Annotated in this window: 15 protein-coding genes and 1 tRNA gene; 6 read left to right on the top strand and 10 right to left on the bottom strand. The window is 45.0% G+C overall.

Annotated features, from left to right (window positions below; all coding sequences use genetic code 11):
• Together DW800_RS11840 and DW800_RS11835 are read left to right on the top strand one after the other, a co-directional pair.
• Positions 1–1,314: a UDP-glucose dehydrogenase family protein gene (locus tag DW800_RS11840; protein WP_005825480.1), complete on the top strand. Its 1,314-nt coding sequence runs from the start codon at positions 1–3 to the stop codon at positions 1,312–1,314.
• 37 nt (positions 1,315–1,351) lie between these two features.
• Positions 1,352–2,152: a DUF4738 domain-containing protein gene (locus tag DW800_RS11835; RefSeq protein ID WP_057097908.1), complete on the top strand. Its 801-nt coding sequence runs from the start codon at positions 1,352–1,354 to the stop codon at positions 2,150–2,152.
• A 36-nt stretch (positions 2,153–2,188) separates the two neighbouring features.
• Here DW800_RS11835 and DW800_RS11830 read toward each other — a convergent pair whose 3' ends face one another.
• Entirely contained in the window at positions 2,189–3,475 is a 1,287-nt protein-coding gene (locus DW800_RS11830; protein WP_044467634.1) for a DEAD/DEAH box helicase, read from the bottom strand.
• 128 nt (positions 3,476–3,603) lie between these two features.
• Positions 3,604–4,833 carry a phosphoserine phosphatase SerB gene (gene serB / locus DW800_RS11825; RefSeq protein WP_005837143.1) on the bottom strand — a complete coding sequence of 410 codons (1,230 nt, stop codon included), beginning with the start codon at positions 4,831–4,833 and terminating at the stop codon, positions 3,604–3,606.
• Between the two features lie 276 nt (positions 4,834–5,109).
• Between serB and DW800_RS11815 the strand changes: the two genes are divergently transcribed.
• Positions 5,110–5,610: a thioredoxin-like domain-containing protein gene (locus tag DW800_RS11815; protein ID WP_044467870.1), complete on the top strand. Its 501-nt coding sequence runs from the start codon at positions 5,110–5,112 to the stop codon at positions 5,608–5,610.
• Positions 5,611–5,882: 272 nt separating this feature from the next.
• Here the strand turns inward: DW800_RS11815 and DW800_RS11810 are convergent, their stop codons facing one another.
• Genes DW800_RS11810 through lon form a run of 3 tightly spaced genes read right to left on the bottom strand, consistent with a single transcriptional unit; the run spans position 5,883 to position 10,623 of the window.
• The gene (locus DW800_RS11810; protein WP_005825471.1) at positions 5,883–7,019 is read right to left on the bottom strand and encodes an LptF/LptG family permease; all 1,137 of its coding nucleotides are present in this window, start codon (positions 7,017–7,019) and stop codon (positions 5,883–5,885) included.
• Positions 7,016–8,146 (bottom strand): tRNA guanosine(34) transglycosylase Tgt, encoded by a 1,131-nt coding sequence (gene tgt, locus DW800_RS11805; protein ID WP_005825470.1) that lies wholly within the window; start codon positions 8,144–8,146, stop codon positions 7,016–7,018. The genes DW800_RS11810 and tgt overlap by 4 nt, the downstream gene beginning before the upstream one ends.
• The gene (gene lon / locus DW800_RS11800) at positions 8,143–10,623 is read right to left on the bottom strand and encodes an endopeptidase La (RefSeq protein WP_005825468.1); all 2,481 of its coding nucleotides are present in this window, start codon (positions 10,621–10,623) and stop codon (positions 8,143–8,145) included. The genes tgt and lon overlap by 4 nt, the downstream gene beginning before the upstream one ends.
• Positions 10,624–10,794: 171 nt before the next feature.
• On the opposite strand from lon, the gene DW800_RS11795 reads away from it, so the two are divergent.
• From DW800_RS11795 to DW800_RS11785, 3 genes are all read left to right on the top strand, one after another.
• Complete coding sequence (locus DW800_RS11795; RefSeq protein ID WP_005825467.1) at positions 10,795–11,502, top strand: tRNA1(Val) (adenine(37)-N6)-methyltransferase; 708 nt, start codon at positions 10,795–10,797, stop codon at positions 11,500–11,502.
• Between the two features lie 86 nt (positions 11,503–11,588).
• Positions 11,589–11,663: transfer RNA gene (locus DW800_RS11790), tRNA-Pro, on the top strand.
• Between the two features lie 129 nt (positions 11,664–11,792).
• Positions 11,793–13,001, top strand: a complete 1,209-nt coding sequence (locus tag DW800_RS11785) for a tyrosine-type recombinase/integrase (protein ID WP_119958101.1) — start codon at positions 11,793–11,795, stop codon at positions 12,999–13,001.
• A gap of 49 nt (positions 13,002–13,050) precedes the next feature.
• On the opposite strand, the gene DW800_RS11780 is transcribed toward DW800_RS11785, so the two are convergent.
• The 5 genes from DW800_RS11780 to DW800_RS11760 form a co-directional block, all read right to left on the bottom strand.
• The gene (locus DW800_RS11780; RefSeq protein ID WP_119958100.1) at positions 13,051–13,278 is read right to left on the bottom strand and encodes a DUF6965 family protein; all 228 of its coding nucleotides are present in this window, start codon (positions 13,276–13,278) and stop codon (positions 13,051–13,053) included.
• A gap of 115 nt (positions 13,279–13,393) precedes the next feature.
• The gene (locus DW800_RS11775; RefSeq protein ID WP_061411836.1) at positions 13,394–13,891 is read right to left on the bottom strand and encodes a hypothetical protein; all 498 of its coding nucleotides are present in this window, start codon (positions 13,889–13,891) and stop codon (positions 13,394–13,396) included.
• 195 nt (positions 13,892–14,086) lie between these two features.
• A complete protein-coding gene (locus tag DW800_RS11770) occupies positions 14,087–14,548 on the bottom strand; it encodes a DUF6808 domain-containing protein (protein ID WP_119958099.1) in 462 nt (153 codons plus the stop codon).
• The gene (locus DW800_RS11765) at positions 14,545–15,069 is read right to left on the bottom strand and encodes a glycoside hydrolase family 108 protein (RefSeq protein ID WP_119958098.1); all 525 of its coding nucleotides are present in this window, start codon (positions 15,067–15,069) and stop codon (positions 14,545–14,547) included. Before DW800_RS11765 ends, DW800_RS11770 begins: the two co-directional genes overlap by 4 nt.
• A 22-nt stretch (positions 15,070–15,091) precedes the next feature.
• Positions 15,092–15,433 (bottom strand): hypothetical protein, encoded by a 342-nt coding sequence (locus tag DW800_RS11760; RefSeq protein WP_119958097.1) that lies wholly within the window; start codon positions 15,431–15,433, stop codon positions 15,092–15,094.
• Positions 15,434–15,465 lie beyond the last annotated feature (32 nt).

Here is a 15,465-nt window from a genome sequence, read left to right as displayed (position 1 = left end):
ATGAAAATAGCCATTGTCGGTACAGGATACGTCGGTTTGGTAACCGGAACCTGCTTTGCGGAAATCGGTGTCAACGTTATTTGCGTAGACACGAACAGTGAAAAGATAGAGTCACTGAAAAAGGGTGTTATTCCTATCTATGAAAATGGACTGGAAGAAATGGTTAGCCGGAATGTGAAAGCAGGACGCCTGCAATTCACCACGTCTCTGGAGAGTTGTCTGAATGAGGTGGAAGTGGTATTCAGTGCCGTAGGTACACCACCCGATGAGGATGGAAGTGCCGACTTGAGCTATGTGCTGGAAGTTGCCCGCACCATTGGACGCAATATGCAGAAATATGTGTTGGTGGTAACCAAAAGTACCGTTCCCGTAGGTACTGCCAGAAAAGTGCGGGCTACCATTCAAGAAGAACTTGATAAGAGAGGGATGAACATTGACTTCGATGTCGCTTCGAATCCCGAGTTTCTGAAAGAAGGTAATGCTATCAACGATTTTATGAGTCCCGACCGTGTAGTGGTGGGAGTAGAGTCCGAACGAGCCAAGAAGATAATGAGCAAGCTCTACAAACCATTCCTGCTGAACAACTTCCGTGTCATCTTTATGGACATCCCTTCTGCAGAAATGACAAAGTATGCAGCTAACTCCATGCTTGCCACCCGCATCAGCTTCATGAACGACATTGCCAATTTGTGCGAATTAGTGGGAGCGGATGTAAACATGGTGCGCAGTGGTATCGGTTCGGATACCCGTATCGGACGCAAGTTCCTCTATCCGGGGATAGGTTACGGCGGTTCATGCTTCCCTAAGGATGTAAAGGCACTGATTAAAACGGCTGAACTGAGCGGCTACAAGATGCGTGTACTCCATGCAGTAGAGGAGGTGAACGAGAAACAGAAGAGTATCTTATTCGAAAAGTTGCAGAAGCATTTCAATAATGATTTGGAGGGAAAGACCATTGCCATTTGGGGGCTGGCCTTTAAACCCGAAACAGATGACATGCGTGAAGCCCCGGCTCTGGTATTGATTGACGAGTTGCTGAAGGCCGGTTGTAAAGTACGTGCCTACGACCCGGCTGCCATGAACGAATGCCGACGCCGCATAGGAGAAAGTATTTATTATGCAACAGATATGTATGATGCTGCGCTGGATGCAGATGCACTGATGCTGGTGACCGAATGGAAAGAATTCCGCCTGCCTTCATGGGCAGTCATCAAGAAAACTATGGAACAGCCGTTGGTATTGGACGGACGTAACATTTACGACAAGAAAGATATGGAAGAACAAGGTTTCACATATCATTGCATCGGAAAATAAAGTTGCAGAAAAAAGAAAAGAAATAAATAGGGACGTTATGACAATAAAAAGAAGTGCGATTCTCATTGTACTTGTTGTCTCATTGGCATCATGCAGCAACAGACAAAACGGGGAGGTTTCCGTCAAGGAAGACCTTACTGCAAAACAACTGTTGCAAGGCATCTGGGTGAACGATGAAACAGAAATGCCGTTGATGCGCATCGAAGGGGATACGGTATATTATGCCAACCCGCAAAGCGCTCCCGTACCTTTCAAGGTTGTTCACGATACAATCTACATATACAGTAATGAACCGGTGGCCTATAAGATAGACCGTCAAACGGAATACAGCTTCTGGTTCCACTCGCTGGCCGACGAAGTAATTAAACTGCATAAATCAGAGAATGCGGAAGATTCTTTGGTTTTCACCAGTCGAGAAGTGGAGGTCATTTCTACTACTCCGGAAGTGATAAAGAAAGACAGTATCGTAACATACAAGAATACAAGATATAGGGGATATGTATATATCAACCCCTCAAAGATGAAGGTTTTCAAGACTTCCTATTCTGAAAATGGAATCAGTGTGGACAATGTGTATTATGATAATGTAATCCACATCTGTGTATACGAAGGGAAGAAGATGCTTTATGGCCAGGACATCACTAAAAAGATGTTTGCGGATATATTCCCTGCCGAAATGCTGGACCAGGCCATTCTTGCCGATATGAATTTCATGGGTGTGGATAGTAAGGGGTACCATTATCAGGCAACCCTCGGCATACCCGAAAGTTCCGTATACAATTTGGTAAATATGATTATTGGTTTTGACAATACAATGAACATAGAAAAAGCGGAATAAATCCGCTTTTTCTATTTCTTTTCTTCACCACAATGTTTATTTCTTCTCGCCGCCATTCTGTGGACGTTTGGCTCTGGGCTTTCCACCTTTACTGTTGTTACGGCCGTTCTTGTTTCCTCCTGGCTTACGTCCGTTTCCACGGCCGCCCCGTCTTCCTCCGTCAAATGCTCTCGGCTTGTATTCGGGGGCTTCGCCCAGCTCCTCGGGAACCGGTATCTTATAGATGTCCCTATCCAGGAATTTTTCGATATTCTTAAAGTTCCCCTGCTCCTTTTCGGAAACGAAAGTGATGGCTACGCCGTCATTATTGGCACGCGCCGTACGTCCGATGCGGTGCACATAATCTTCACTGTCGTGGGGAACGTCATAGTTTATCACCAGACGGATGTCATCGATATCAATACCTCTCGCAACGATATCTGTAGCTACCAGGATATTGATACGTCCTGCCTTGAATTCGTACATCACTTCTTCGCGCTGTGCCTGCTCTAAATCGGAGTGCATTTCACCAACGTTCAGTTTCATCTGCTTCAAGGCTTTGGTCACTTCCTTCACTTTCAGTTTGGAAGAAGCAAAGATGATGACGCGTTCCGGCGTCTCCTCTGCAAAGAGGCTACGGATGATGCCCAGCTTCTGATTCTCGTAGCAGACATAGGCTGCCTGCACAATCTTTTCCGCTGGTTTGGAAACCGCCAACTTCACTTCGGCGGGATTGTTCAGAATGTTGCCAGCCAACTGTTGTATCTTGGCAGGCATGGTAGCAGAGAACATAATGGTCTGCCGCTCTTTAGGGAGAAACTTGACAATCTGCATAATGTCATCATAGAATCCCATATCCAGCATCCGGTCTGCTTCATCCAAAATAAAATAAGAGACACGGGAAAGATCTACATAACCAAGGCTAAGATGGGCTATCAAACGCCCCGGGGTAGCAATAACGACATCAGCACCCAGTGTCAACCCTCTTTTCTGCTGCTCGAACAGTATTCCGTCATTACCGCCATACACAGCCACGCTGGAAACCGGCATGAAATAAGAGAAACCTTCCATCTGTTGGTCTATCTGTTGCGCCAACTCGCGGGTAGGAGCCATGACAATGCAATTGATGGCATCGGCAGGGTGTCCGCCCTCTGAAAGCTTGTTCAATATAGGCAACAAATATGCGGCTGTTTTTCCCGTTCCGGTTTGTGCCACTGCTATTAAATCTCGACCTTCGAGTATGACGGGAATTGATTTTTCTTGTATGGGGGTGCACTCTTCAAAGCGCATGGCATCCAGTGCCTCCAGCACATCGCCATTTAAATGTAGTTCTGAAAACTTCATGTATCTCTTTTAAATTTGCGTACAAAGATAGGAAAAAGACTTATAAAATAGACTCTTACAGTAAAAAAATAAGCCCTTGGGACAATAATTATCTCAAGGGCTTGCAAATTTGTTTCAAGCATCTGCCTTCAACGGGGAATATCAATGTATGAATCCTTAAATCCCAGAAAGTAAAGTACGCCATCTAAGCCGATGGTGTTGATGGATTGCTTGGCATTGGCAACTACTTTGGGCTTTGCATGGAAAGCGATTCCAAGGCCGGCAATTCCCAGCATGGGCAGGTCGTTGGCACCGTCGCCCACAGCAATAGTCTGCGCAATATCCACTTTCTCCACCTGAGCTATCAAACGCAGCAACTCCGCCTTACGCTTACCGTCGACTACATCACCGAGATAGCGGCCGGTCAGTTTGCCATCCTCTATTTCCAGCTCGTTGGCATACACATAGTCTATACCGTACTTCTTCTGGAGGTACTGCCCGAAGTAGGTAAACCCTCCCGAAAGAATAGCTATCTTGTAACCGTATTTCTTCAAAACATACATCAGGCGATCCACACCTTCCGTAATGGGAAGATTCTCTGCAATCTCCTGCATCACGGACTCATCCAATCCTTTCAACAAAGCCACTCGTTCGCGAAAGCTCTCGATGAAATCTATCTCACCACGCATGGCACGTTCGGTAATGGCCTTCACCTGGTCGCCCACACCTGCACGTATGGCCAATTCATCAATCACTTCCGTTTCAATCAGCGTAGAGTCCATATCGAAGCAAATGAGGCGGCGCATCCGGCGGTACATATTGTCCAACTGGAAAGAGAAATCCATTTCCAGTTCGGTTGCCAGTTTCATTAACTGTTCTTGCATGGCAATACGGTCTTTCGGAGTGCCACGAACGGAAAATTCGATGCAGGCGCGTGTACGCGATTCGCATTCGTCCAGCGGGATACGTCCTGTAAGGCGCTTGATGGCATCGATATTCATGCCTTGCTCTGCAAGAATACGGGTAACGGCAGATATTTGACGGGCAGACAACTTACGCCCCAATAAAGTAAGAATATAGCGGTTCTTTCCCTGCATATTCACCCAATCCTCGTACTCTTTGGTAGTAATGGGGTAGAAACGGACAGTCACTCCCAGGGAGGAAGCCTTGAAAAGCAGTTCCTTCATAATGAACCCCGAGTGTTGTTCTTCCGTCTTGCACAAAATGCCCAACGAAAGAGTATTGTGAATATCTGCCTGGCCAATATCCAGAATGGTAGCATCATATTTCGCCAGAATTTCCGTCACGGAAGCTGTCAGTCCCGGACGGTCTTCACCCGTAATACGTATCAGGATGAGTTCAGTGTTCAATGGTTGCATAAGTCATCTTTTTGATAGAATAATAGGCTACAAAAGTAAGGAAAATTCCCGCTATTTATGCTAAATAACATAAAAATATGCCTCTAAAAAGTGAGAAAAATGCTTGTTTATTTGGAAGTTTGTTTCGGAATTACTTACCTTTGCACCCGATTTCAGAATTAAAAGCTTTGATTATCAGTGTCTTTATCACTATTCAAGGCTTTGACAAGACGATGTTCCGGGAAGAAATCACTGTTGAAGGACAGTCCCGGATAGTATTAACCAAAACCGTGCCGCATGAAATATGCAAAATGGATTTTTGTTGTATTACTAATAAGTTCCTTGACTTCTTTTGTAGAAAAAGACAAACCTACCGGAGGTTTGAATGTGGGTGACATGGCCCCGGATTTCAAAATCCAAACCATGTCGGCAGAGCAATCCCAAACCGAACTTTCAGACTTGAGAGGAAAGTATGTATTGCTCAGTTTTTGGGCAAGTTACGACGCGCAGTCCCGGATGCAAAACGCAAGTTTGAGCAATGCGCTTCGCTCTACTGCCCGCAACAATGTGAAGATGGTTTCAGTTTCATTCGATGAGTATCAGTCAATCTTTGAAGAAACCATCCGTAAGGACCAAATAGTTACGCCCACTTGTTTCGTGGAAACTAAAGGCGAATATTCCGGCCTCTTTAAGAAATATCGCTTGGGCCGCGGATTCACTAACTATTTACTGGATGATAATGGTGTAATTATTGCCAAAAACATCTCTGCTGCAGAACTTTCCGCTTACTTGAATTAAGCTTGCTGATGCCCGGTGCATACAACAGCAACTTAAAGAACCTGTAAGACGAAAGTGAGGGTGTTCCCTAGAAACCGACGTCTCTTTCCGGCAAAAAAGGGAACAGAACAAAAGAGGAAAATGAATACAACAAAAAGCCCCTCCCGCACTTGTACAACGCAAGAGTGGGAGGGCTTCTTATTTTAATGGGCTTCCAGAGACAAACATCCTAAACCTCTGCTTTAGTACGCCAAACCTCAACTTGAGCAAGCTGAAGTAGAGGTTTAGAATGCTTATTTCGGCGCTTTCCTATATAGATAGAATGCAATGAAGGCATACATTATATTCGGTATCCACACAGCGATGACCGGAGGCATGTTGCCGTTCACGGCAAATGTGGAAGCAATGGTCTGAAACAGAATATAAGAGAAACTCAATGCCAAGCCTATACCTAAATGCAATCCCATTCCACCTTTCGTTTTCTTGGAAGACAAAGACACTCCAATCAGCGTCAGGATAAAGGAGGCAAACGACATGGCAATGCGTTTGTGGTACTCTATCTCAAATTCCTTAATGTTGGCAAAGCCGCGTTGCCGCTGCCTGTTGATGTACTCGCTTAGCTGAGGGCTGGTCAACATCTCCTGCTGGTTCTTCATAATCAGGAAGTCGGCAGGCTCCATAAAAAGGGTAGTGTCTATGCGGTCACCCTTCGTGATACTCTCCTTCATGCCATCCATCTGGCGAATCATATAATCCTTGATTTTCCACTTATGCACGGCCGTCGTGTCGTAGGTAATGGAACGGGCTGTAAGGTGGGAGACCAGTTGCTTGTCATTGAACTTGTCCAAAGAAAAGCGATAACCGGTCTTGCTGTAGTCTTCAAAACGTTCGATATAGGCAATTACCCCCGAATCCACTTCCAGCTGGATGTTCCGTGCCGTATTCGCCTTACGGGGTTTGTAGTACTTGTCCTCAAAATTGATACGTGTCACACTGCCTTTGGGAATGACATAGGACCCGAGGCAGAATGTTACTACCGCAATGATTGCTGCAGACACCATGTAAGGACGCAACATACGCTTGAAGCTCATTCCCGTAGAGAACATAGCAATAATTTCCGAGTTCTCTGCCAGTTTGGAAGTAAAGAAGATTACTGCGATAAACACGAACAGCGGACTGAACAGATTGGCAAAGTAGGGGATGAAGTTCAGATAATAATCAAAGACAATAGCATTCCACGGCGCTTCATGAGACATGAAGCGGTCCATCTTCTCGTTGAAGTCGAACACCACCGCAATGGAGATAATCAATGCGATGGCAAAGACATATGTACCCAGGAACTTCTTAATGATGTACCAGTCCAGCCGCTTCAGGAATTTACCTCTCGGCAGCTTTATATTCTTCCATATCCTCCAGTTCATTTTTCTCATAATCTTGTCGATACGCGTTTCACCATCATCGGTTTCCAGGTAGCAAAGTCGCCTGCAATGATATGCTTACGTGCCTCGCCTGCCAGCCACAGATAGAAAGCCAAGTTGTGGATAGATGCTATCTGCATGGCAAGCAGCTCTTGTGCATGGAACAGATGGCGCAAGTATGCCTTGCTGTACATGGTATCTACGTAGGAGGCACCGTCTGCTTCAATGGGAGAGAAATCCATTTCCCATTTTTTGTTGCGCATGTTCATGATGCCGTCCTTGGTAAACAACATGCCGTTGCGTCCGTTGCGGGTAGGCATCACACAGTCGAACATATCGACACCGCGTTCAATGCCCTCTAGAATGTTTACCGGGGTCCCGACTCCCATCAGATAGCGAGGCTTGTCTTTGGGAAGAATACCGTTCACCAGCTCAATCATCTCGTACATCTTGTCTACAGGCTCGCCCACAGCCAGACCGCCAATGGCATTACCGTCAGCACCTTTAGAGGCAACAAACTCTGCCGACTGCTCGCGGAGGTCGCGATAGACGCACCCCTGCACAATGGGAAATAAGGATTGCTGATAACCGTACTTCGGTTCTGTTTCGTTGAAACGCTTGATACAACGGTCTAGCCAGCGATGTGTCAATCCCAGTGATTTTTTGGCATATTCGTAGTCCGAATCCCCCGGAGGACATTCATCAAAGGCCATCATGATGTCTGCACCGATAGTCCGTTCTATATCCATCACCTTCTCCGGTGTAAAGATATGCTTGCTACCATCGATGTGTGAACGGAATTCCGCACCTTCTTCGCGCAACTTGCGGATACCGGACAACGAAAATACCTGGAAGCCGCCACTATCTGTCAGCATAGGACGGTCAAAGCCGTTGAACTTATGCAGTCCACCGGCTTTTTCTATCACTTCCAGTCCCGGACGCAGATAAAGATGATAGGTATTACCCAATATAATCTGCGCCTTTATGTCCTCTTTCAGCTCAGGCAGATGCACGCCTTTCACTGTTCCCACTGTACCTACCGGCATAAAGATAGGTGTCTCAATCTGCCCGTGGTCAGTAGTAATCAGTCCGGCACGTGCATTGGTCTTGCTGTCTGTATATTGTAACTCGAATGTCATTCCTCTTTCTTTTCGGTCTTTTCTTTCTTTACGGACAAGTCGATGGCATCGGCTACTTTTTCATCAGTCAGCGCAATGGCAAACACTTCCTTAATATCTTTCACATAGTGGAAAGTCAGTCCTTTCAGATATATATCCTGTATCTCTTCTATATTCTTGCGGTTCTCGTCGCTCAAGATAATCTCCTTGATACCGGCACGCTTGGCAGCCAGTATCTTCTCCTTGATGCCTCCTACCGGAAGTACCTTACCGCGAAGTGTTATCTCTCCCGTCATGGCAAGATTGGCCTTCACCTTTTTCTGGGTGAGGGCAGAAGCGAGGGAGGTAGCCATCGTGATACCGGCAGACGGACCGTCTTTCGGAATGGCGCCTTCGGGCACATGGACATGGATGTTCCAGTTATCAAAAATCTCTTCGTCAAGATTCAGCAGGGAGGCATGCGCCTTGATGTATTCCAATGCCAGCATGGCCGACTCTTTCATTACATCACCCAAATTGCCGGTCAATGTCAAACGTCCACCCTTGCCACGGCTCAGGCTGGTTTCCACGAAAAGTATTTCACCACCTACGGCAGTCCACGCCAGACCGGTCACCACCCCTGCATACTCATTACCCTGATACTTGTCCCGGGTATATTCGGGTGCACCCAGGAATTCATACAAGTCTCCCGGTTTTATTTCGGTCTTCGCAAAATAACCGTCCGTAGCATATTGGCGTGCAGATTTACGGAGTATCTTTCCGATTTTCTTTTCCAGTTCGCGCACGCCGCTCTCACGGGTATAATTCTCTATAATGGCTTCCAGTGTGTTCTTCGGAATCTTGATATCATTCTTTTTCATACCGTTTGCCTCCAATTCCTTCGGAACCAGATGGCGGCGGGCAATCTCAATCTTTTCTTCCGTGATATAGCCGCTTACCTCAATCAGCTCCATACGGTCCAGCAACGGTCCGGGGATGGTATTCAGATTATTGGCAGTAGCGATGAACATCACTTTGGACAAATCATAGTCCACATCCAGAAAGTTATCATGGAATGTAGTATTCTGTTCCGGGTCGAGCACTTCGAGGAGGGCAGAGGAGGGGTCTCCCTGGCGGTCGGCACTCACCTTGTCTATTTCATCCAGAATAAATACCGGATTGGAGGAGCCTGCCTTTATCAGATTCTTGATAATCCGTCCCGGCATGGCACCGATATAGGTTTTACGATGACCGCGAATCTCAGCTTCATCATGCACGCCTCCCAGCGACATACGGATATACTTACGCTTCAAGGCGGCAGCAATGGAACGCCCCAAAGAGGTTTTTCCCACACCCGGAGGGCCATACAGACAGATGATGGGGGACTTCATATCGCCCTTCAGCTTTAATACAGCAAGATGTTCCAGAATGCGTTCCTTCACCTTCTCCAAACCATAATGGTCTTTGTTCAGTGTCTTTTCTGCATTGACAAGGCTCAGATTATCCGTCGTATAAATGCCCCACGGTAAACTAAGCATCGTCTGCAGATAGTTCAGCTGCACGCTATAGTCGGGAGACTGGGGATGGGTACGTTCCAACTTATCCACCTCTTTCAGGAACGTAGCCTTCACCTCATCATTCCATTTGATGGTCTCCGCCTTCTTACGCATCTCCTCTATTTCCTGCTCTTGACCGCCGCCACCCAGCTCATCCTGAATGGTTTTAATCTGCTGCTGCAGGAAATACTCACGCTGCTGCTGGTCTATATCCTCACGTGCACGCATCTGGATAGACTCTTTGATTTCGGCAAGCTGCACTTCACGATTCAGAATCTCAAGCAGGCGGTAGGTACGCGCCCGCAAAGAGTCGATACGGAGCAGTTCTATCTTTTCGTCTTTCTTGAGTGGCAGGTTCGTACAGATAAAGTCTACCAAAAACATTGGATTGGTAATGTTCTTGATGGCAAATGCCGAATCCTGCGGAAACATATCGGATGACTTGATGTAGCGTACTGTCAAGTCTTTACACGCCTCTACCAATGCATGGAATTCCTTGTCATTCTTCTCCGGAAGTTCTTCATTCAGCGTAGCTATCCGTCCCTTCAGATAAGGAGTCGTATCCGTAATCTCCTTCAGTTCCATACGTTTGGAGCCTTGCAGAATGACGGTAGTTGTCTGGTCTGGCATTTCAAGCACACGTACTATCTTGGCAACTGTACCGATGGTATGTAAATCCTCAAACAGAGGTGTCTCTGTTTCAGCCACCTTTTGGCATACAACAGCTATATAAGAATTTTTCTTTTCTGCTTCACGCACCAATTTGAGGGAAGATTTTCTTCCTACAGATACCGGCATAAACACCCCAGGGAACAATACCATATTTCGGAGAGGCAATATCGGTAAAACCTCTTCTACCTCAATGTCCATCAATTGTTCTTCATTCCCCTCAAAATCAGCAATTACAGAGAAAGCGTTTCCGCTTCTATCTTCGACATCACTCAGGTAATTTCTTTTCTTCATTTCTTTCTTTTTAGTTTATGTCATATTGGCAGGCCAATAAAGCGCCTGCAAAGTTAAGCTATTTCTTCATAAATAAACGTTCTTCACCCTTTAAAAAGACAAAAACAGTGCCAATTTTATGACAAATATGCAGGCTTTGATTATTTTTGAGCCCAATTAAAGAAGATAAACATGCCAAAATCATCTTTTAAGTTTAAACAATTTACCATATTTCATGATAAATGCGCCATGAAGGTCGGCACAGATGGTGTACTACTTGGGGCATGGGCCCCGGCAGACAAAGCAAAGCGTATACTGGACGTTGGAACCGGTACCGGATTAATAGCCTTACAGTTAGCGCAAAGGAATCCGCATGCCCGGATTACTGCAATCGAGATAGATGCGGCTGCAGCCGGACAAGCCACAGAAAATGTATCTCACTCTCCATGGGCCGATAGAGTAGAGGTCATATGTCATGATTTCCGAGATTATCAGCCGGAAAACAGATTTGACCTCATCGTTTCCAATCCTCCCTATTTTATAGATGCGTTGAAATGTCCTGACGAACAAAGGTGCACAGCACGGCATGCGGGCAATTTGAATTACGATTTACTGTTTCATCGTTCGGCATCTTTGCTTGAAGAGCAAGGAGTCGTAAGCATCATTATTCCAGCGGAAGCTGAAAAAACGGTTGTGGATACAGCTTGGAACCATAAGTTGTTTCCATTGCATCGTGTGCAAGTCTTCACCAAGCCCGGAAAACCGTGTAGACGGGTATTGCTGAACTTTGGTTTTGAAGCAAAAGAGTGTAGAGAAGAGAAACTCTGTATTGAGGTGAATCACAATGAGTTTACCCCTGAATATGTAGCTTTAACGAAGGATTTCTATCTGAAAATGTAATTTTAATTGCATAAAACTTGCCTAAATGTTTGGTTGGTATCAGAATTGTTTTTACCTTTGCACTCGCTTTTCAGAAGTAAAGTATTCGGGGTGTAGCGCAGTCCGGTTAGCGCACCTGCTTTGGGAGCAGGGGGTCGTGGGTTCGAATCCCGCTACCCCGACTTAAATAAATAAGTTGTTGATTTTCAACAACTTATTTTTGTATATGGAAGCGTCCAACAAGAATAACTGTCTATTTAACTGTCTATTGAGTTAGTAAATCATCACCCTTAATTCAAAAAACAGCAAAAATGGCAAGAAAGAAATCAGTATTTATCCTGCCCAAGCTAAAGGATTGTGGCGGAGATCTAACAAAAAAATGGTATGTGGAATATTCCTTGAGGGATCCACAAACCGGGGAGATGAAGCGGTTCCGGCATTATGAAGGCTTTGCGGAACTGGCAACGGAAAGTGCCAGGCGTGCCCATGCCGAGAAAGTGATTTCTACAATCAAAAACAAACTCAACAGTGGAGAGGATCCGTTCGCAGAAAACCATGTTACCTATCAAGACGAGCTCATGTATCAGGCCATGGTCAACAGATGGGGCAATGACAGCAGGGGTGCCGTCAGTATCAGAGTGCACATTTCAGAATTCCTCCAACTGAAAAAAGCCGAACTTGCGCATTCCTCCTATCAGACTTACTGTTCCAAACTGAGGATCTTCTGTGAATGGGTGGAAGCAGGGTGCTTGGCAAACAAGAACGTGCATGTAATATCAGAAGAACATATACACAAGTTTTTTTATCACATAGTCGAAACTGGACATGTCAGTCGCAGGACAGTATTGAAATACAAGCAGTTATTGCATACTTTTTTCGATTACTTACTACACAAAAAGCTTGTTGTAGCCAATCCAGTCACCAATATACCTAATCTTGGTGAGAAAAGAGACGAAGCGGCAAGCCCAATTCCAGACAAGATCCGAAATATATTGATTGACTATATGAGAGAGCACGACCCGCAACTCCTGCTATTATGTCAGCTTGAATACTATTGTGCAATCCGTCCGAAAGAATGCTTGTATCTGCAGATACGTGACATCAATCTGGAGACAGCATCCATTACCATCCGTCAGGATATCAGCAAGAACGGACTGACAGAAACAGTCAACATGCCAAGGCAGCTTTATGAAGCTCTTGATGACCTGCTGAAGATAGGCAACTATCCGGAAGACTGGTATCTTTTCTCTCGAGACGGCCAGCCAGGAAAATACAAGCTTGGAAAAAACACCTTCAGATATAGATTTGACAGAATCAGGGATAAACTGGGATTAAGCAAAAGATACAAGCTTTACAGCTTCAAACATACCGCTGGAGTAAAACTGGTCAATGCAGGAGTTAATACATGGGAAATCCAAAAGCACTTCAGGCATAAATCAATTACTACTACAGAGAGATACTTGCAAAAAAGATTCGGAGTAAAAAGCTCCTTGATACAAGAGGATTTTCCCGATATGTAGATATAAATAATGTAGGAGGCTAATATTGGTCTCCTACACTCCTACAGTCCTACATATTATCTTCCATATATTTTTTCAACCGATACAACCTGTCAATCGCCGGATTGTAGAACGGGTCCGGATAGTGCTGGTTTATGTCGCAGATGTTGGCGTGGACGTACATGGAGGTATCAAAAATATGTTCTGCCTCACTTAATGTCACCTCTTTGGGTAATAGTGCGTTCTCAGCCCATTTCATTAAGGCATTCACGCTTTCTTCGTCATAATTGTATGCCATATTTTTTTGTTGCAAAGATAAATCATAGCAGAGAGAAGCCAAAGAAAAAAGGTCGCTTATTGGACTGCTTTACCTATCAAAACCTTACGATGTAAGAATGATGGATGCCTATTACCTAATCCCACCAAGAAAACAACTTGTAAGTTCTGATTTTATTATATAGATACCACGCCTTATATCTTCTCAATTCCTCTTTATGAATAATTTCAATATCATAATCATCTGTCGGGAAATTAAATAGGCAGAACCTTGATGCATTTTTAGTGTTAATGTATAGATTCCTACAAGCTATTATATGCGGACTTTCTACCATTTCATACATACCGTCATCTCTACGCATAGTCTTCATTCCTGAAAATTCCAACTGCAAATTATCTTTTTCGAGCACAATATCCAATAGGCCAATGCAAAGTTGCAAGTCTCTTGCCACTATAGGCATTTTATCCGAACGCGTACACTTTTTAAAGTATTCATACATTTCTATTATTTTCTTGCGCTCTATTTCCAATAAAAACGTATAATCCCAATCAAAATCCTTTTCTAAAAGCCTGCACCACGAATTAATCTTTGCACGTTTATAGTTGGACTCAGACCTATTTCTTCTCTGTTTCATATCTAATACTATTATTATTTGTTCTTACTTTCAGATAATCATATCTGAGCTTATATCAACTTAGATATAAAAGAAAGTAGGCACTGGAATACTTTTAACTAATCATTTCTTGTATAAAAAGCCCCGACGGAAGCCGGGGCCACTTATCAAATGAATGATAAGTAAAACTACTACAGCAACAAAGGTATGTTTTTTCTACCACATAAACAAATTATAACTCACCCCACCACCGACATAAAAACCACCCGGATAGCCATATCCTACCTGCAACCCTAATCCCCAGCGCTTCCTTTTCGGCTTGACAACCACCGGATGATAGATATCATTCGTCACCGTCTGATACACAGTCTTCGGATACACCACCATACTATCCAGCCGAGGGTCTACATATCCACTTACCACAGCACGATACGAACTGTCTCTATATATCACTTGCTTGCGATGAAGCAAGGTATCACCTATCCGTGTCGTATCATCCGGCACGAAACGCCAGAACACAGCCATCGGTGCAGAGATAAGCATCGTATCTACCTTGACAACCGTCTTTATCTTCGTCTCTACACGAACTTCAGCCGGAGGCTGCTCATGCGGACGGAACCAAGCCGTCACACAAGCTATAAGCAGCAATACAACCAATATCCACAGTAATCTTTTCATTCCTCGAACCTTAAATCATTAATCCGATTCATCCACCCCCGTTTGAATTTATTGTTCGCCGGACGTTTTTTGCATATATCCTCGATGAAATCGAACCGTGCAATCTTAATCATGTCGAACAACTCACGAGGGTTCCTGGCATTCACCGCAGCAATGGTCTTAGGACCTACAATACCATCTACAGAAACACCAAGCAACCGCTGCGGTATTTTTATTCCGTGTGCACCCGATGCCCACACCCAATCGACAAGGATATTAGCAACTGATTGCGATTTAATCTCGTCAGCTTTCCATCTGTCCCAATAATGCGGCTTGAGCACCCGGTTAACGACATCCTCACGGGTAAGCAGACGCAGGTCATCCACGTCTATATCACCGTCGCCGTCCTTGTCATAGCCGCATGACTTCCACGTACCGATAGTCACACCCATATTCGTAGCACCTCCAAGGTCTGCCGGGTCATTCACGAAACCGCCTTCCCATTTTAGGATAAACGGTGCAAGTTGATTCACATTCGCCATTTCAATTTTCCTCCTTATTCAATTAATACCCATTTTGCGGTTCTCTATCACCGCACTTCTTTCTCTCACACCGTTTCAGTGCCAGTTCCAGTTTCAGGTCAGAATTAGTCTCCTTCAGTGTAAACAGCTCATCCTGTGCCTTACGGAGCCGGTCTGTCTGCTCCACAAATCGCTGTTCCTTCTCCGAAAGCTGCTTCTGCAGGAACTCGTTGTACTCCCGTAATGCCTTGAACTCCTCGACATCAGCATGCGCGTCCTCAATACGCGCGTTGGTCTTACGCGACATCCACCACTTAATAAGCTGCTTGATGCCCTCAATGCCACCGAGTGCGGTCACCAACATAACCCAATCATTCATACCCATTTTATTACTTTATTTATAACCATCAAATTGTC

Source organism: Bacteroides sp. AM32-11AC (genome assembly GCF_003603515.1).
Classification (GTDB): domain Bacteria; phylum Bacteroidota; class Bacteroidia; order Bacteroidales; family Bacteroidaceae; genus Bacteroides; species Bacteroides uniformis.
This window is presented reverse-complemented; position numbering and strand designations above follow the sequence as displayed.

What these genes read in the sequence shown, in the direction of transcription:
- DW800_RS11840 (WP_005825480.1), top strand. Translation starts at nt 1, where the DNA reads ATGAAAATAGCCATTGTCGGTACAGGATACGTCGGTTTGGTAACCGGA.
- DW800_RS11835 (WP_057097908.1), top strand. Translation starts at nt 1,352, where the DNA reads ATGACAATAAAAAGAAGTGCGATTCTCATTGTACTTGTTGTCTCATTG.
- DW800_RS11830 (WP_044467634.1), bottom strand. Translation starts at nt 3,475, where the DNA reads ATGAAGTTTTCAGAACTACATTTAAATGGCGATGTGCTGGAGGCACTG.
- serB (WP_005837143.1), bottom strand. Translation starts at nt 4,833, where the DNA reads ATGCAACCATTGAACACTGAACTCATCCTGATACGTATTACGGGTGAA.
- DW800_RS11815 (WP_044467870.1), top strand. Translation starts at nt 5,110, where the DNA reads ATGAAATATGCAAAATGGATTTTTGTTGTATTACTAATAAGTTCCTTG.
- DW800_RS11810 (WP_005825471.1), bottom strand. Translation starts at nt 7,019, where the DNA reads ATGAGAAAAATGAACTGGAGGATATGGAAGAATATAAAGCTGCCGAGA.
- tgt (WP_005825470.1), bottom strand. Translation starts at nt 8,146, where the DNA reads ATGACATTCGAGTTACAATATACAGACAGCAAGACCAATGCACGTGCC.
- lon (WP_005825468.1), bottom strand. Translation starts at nt 10,623, where the DNA reads ATGAAGAAAAGAAATTACCTGAGTGATGTCGAAGATAGAAGCGGAAAC.
- DW800_RS11795 (WP_005825467.1), top strand. Translation starts at nt 10,795, where the DNA reads ATGCCAAAATCATCTTTTAAGTTTAAACAATTTACCATATTTCATGAT.
- DW800_RS11785 (WP_119958101.1), top strand. Translation starts at nt 11,793, where the DNA reads ATGGCAAGAAAGAAATCAGTATTTATCCTGCCCAAGCTAAAGGATTGT.
- DW800_RS11780 (WP_119958100.1), bottom strand. Translation starts at nt 13,278, where the DNA reads ATGGCATACAATTATGACGAAGAAAGCGTGAATGCCTTAATGAAATGG.
- DW800_RS11775 (WP_061411836.1), bottom strand. Translation starts at nt 13,891, where the DNA reads ATGAAACAGAGAAGAAATAGGTCTGAGTCCAACTATAAACGTGCAAAG.
- DW800_RS11770 (WP_119958099.1), bottom strand. Translation starts at nt 14,548, where the DNA reads ATGAAAAGATTACTGTGGATATTGGTTGTATTGCTGCTTATAGCTTGT.
- DW800_RS11765 (WP_119958098.1), bottom strand. Translation starts at nt 15,069, where the DNA reads ATGGCGAATGTGAATCAACTTGCACCGTTTATCCTAAAATGGGAAGGC.
- DW800_RS11760 (WP_119958097.1), bottom strand. Translation starts at nt 15,433, where the DNA reads ATGGGTATGAATGATTGGGTTATGTTGGTGACCGCACTCGGTGGCATT.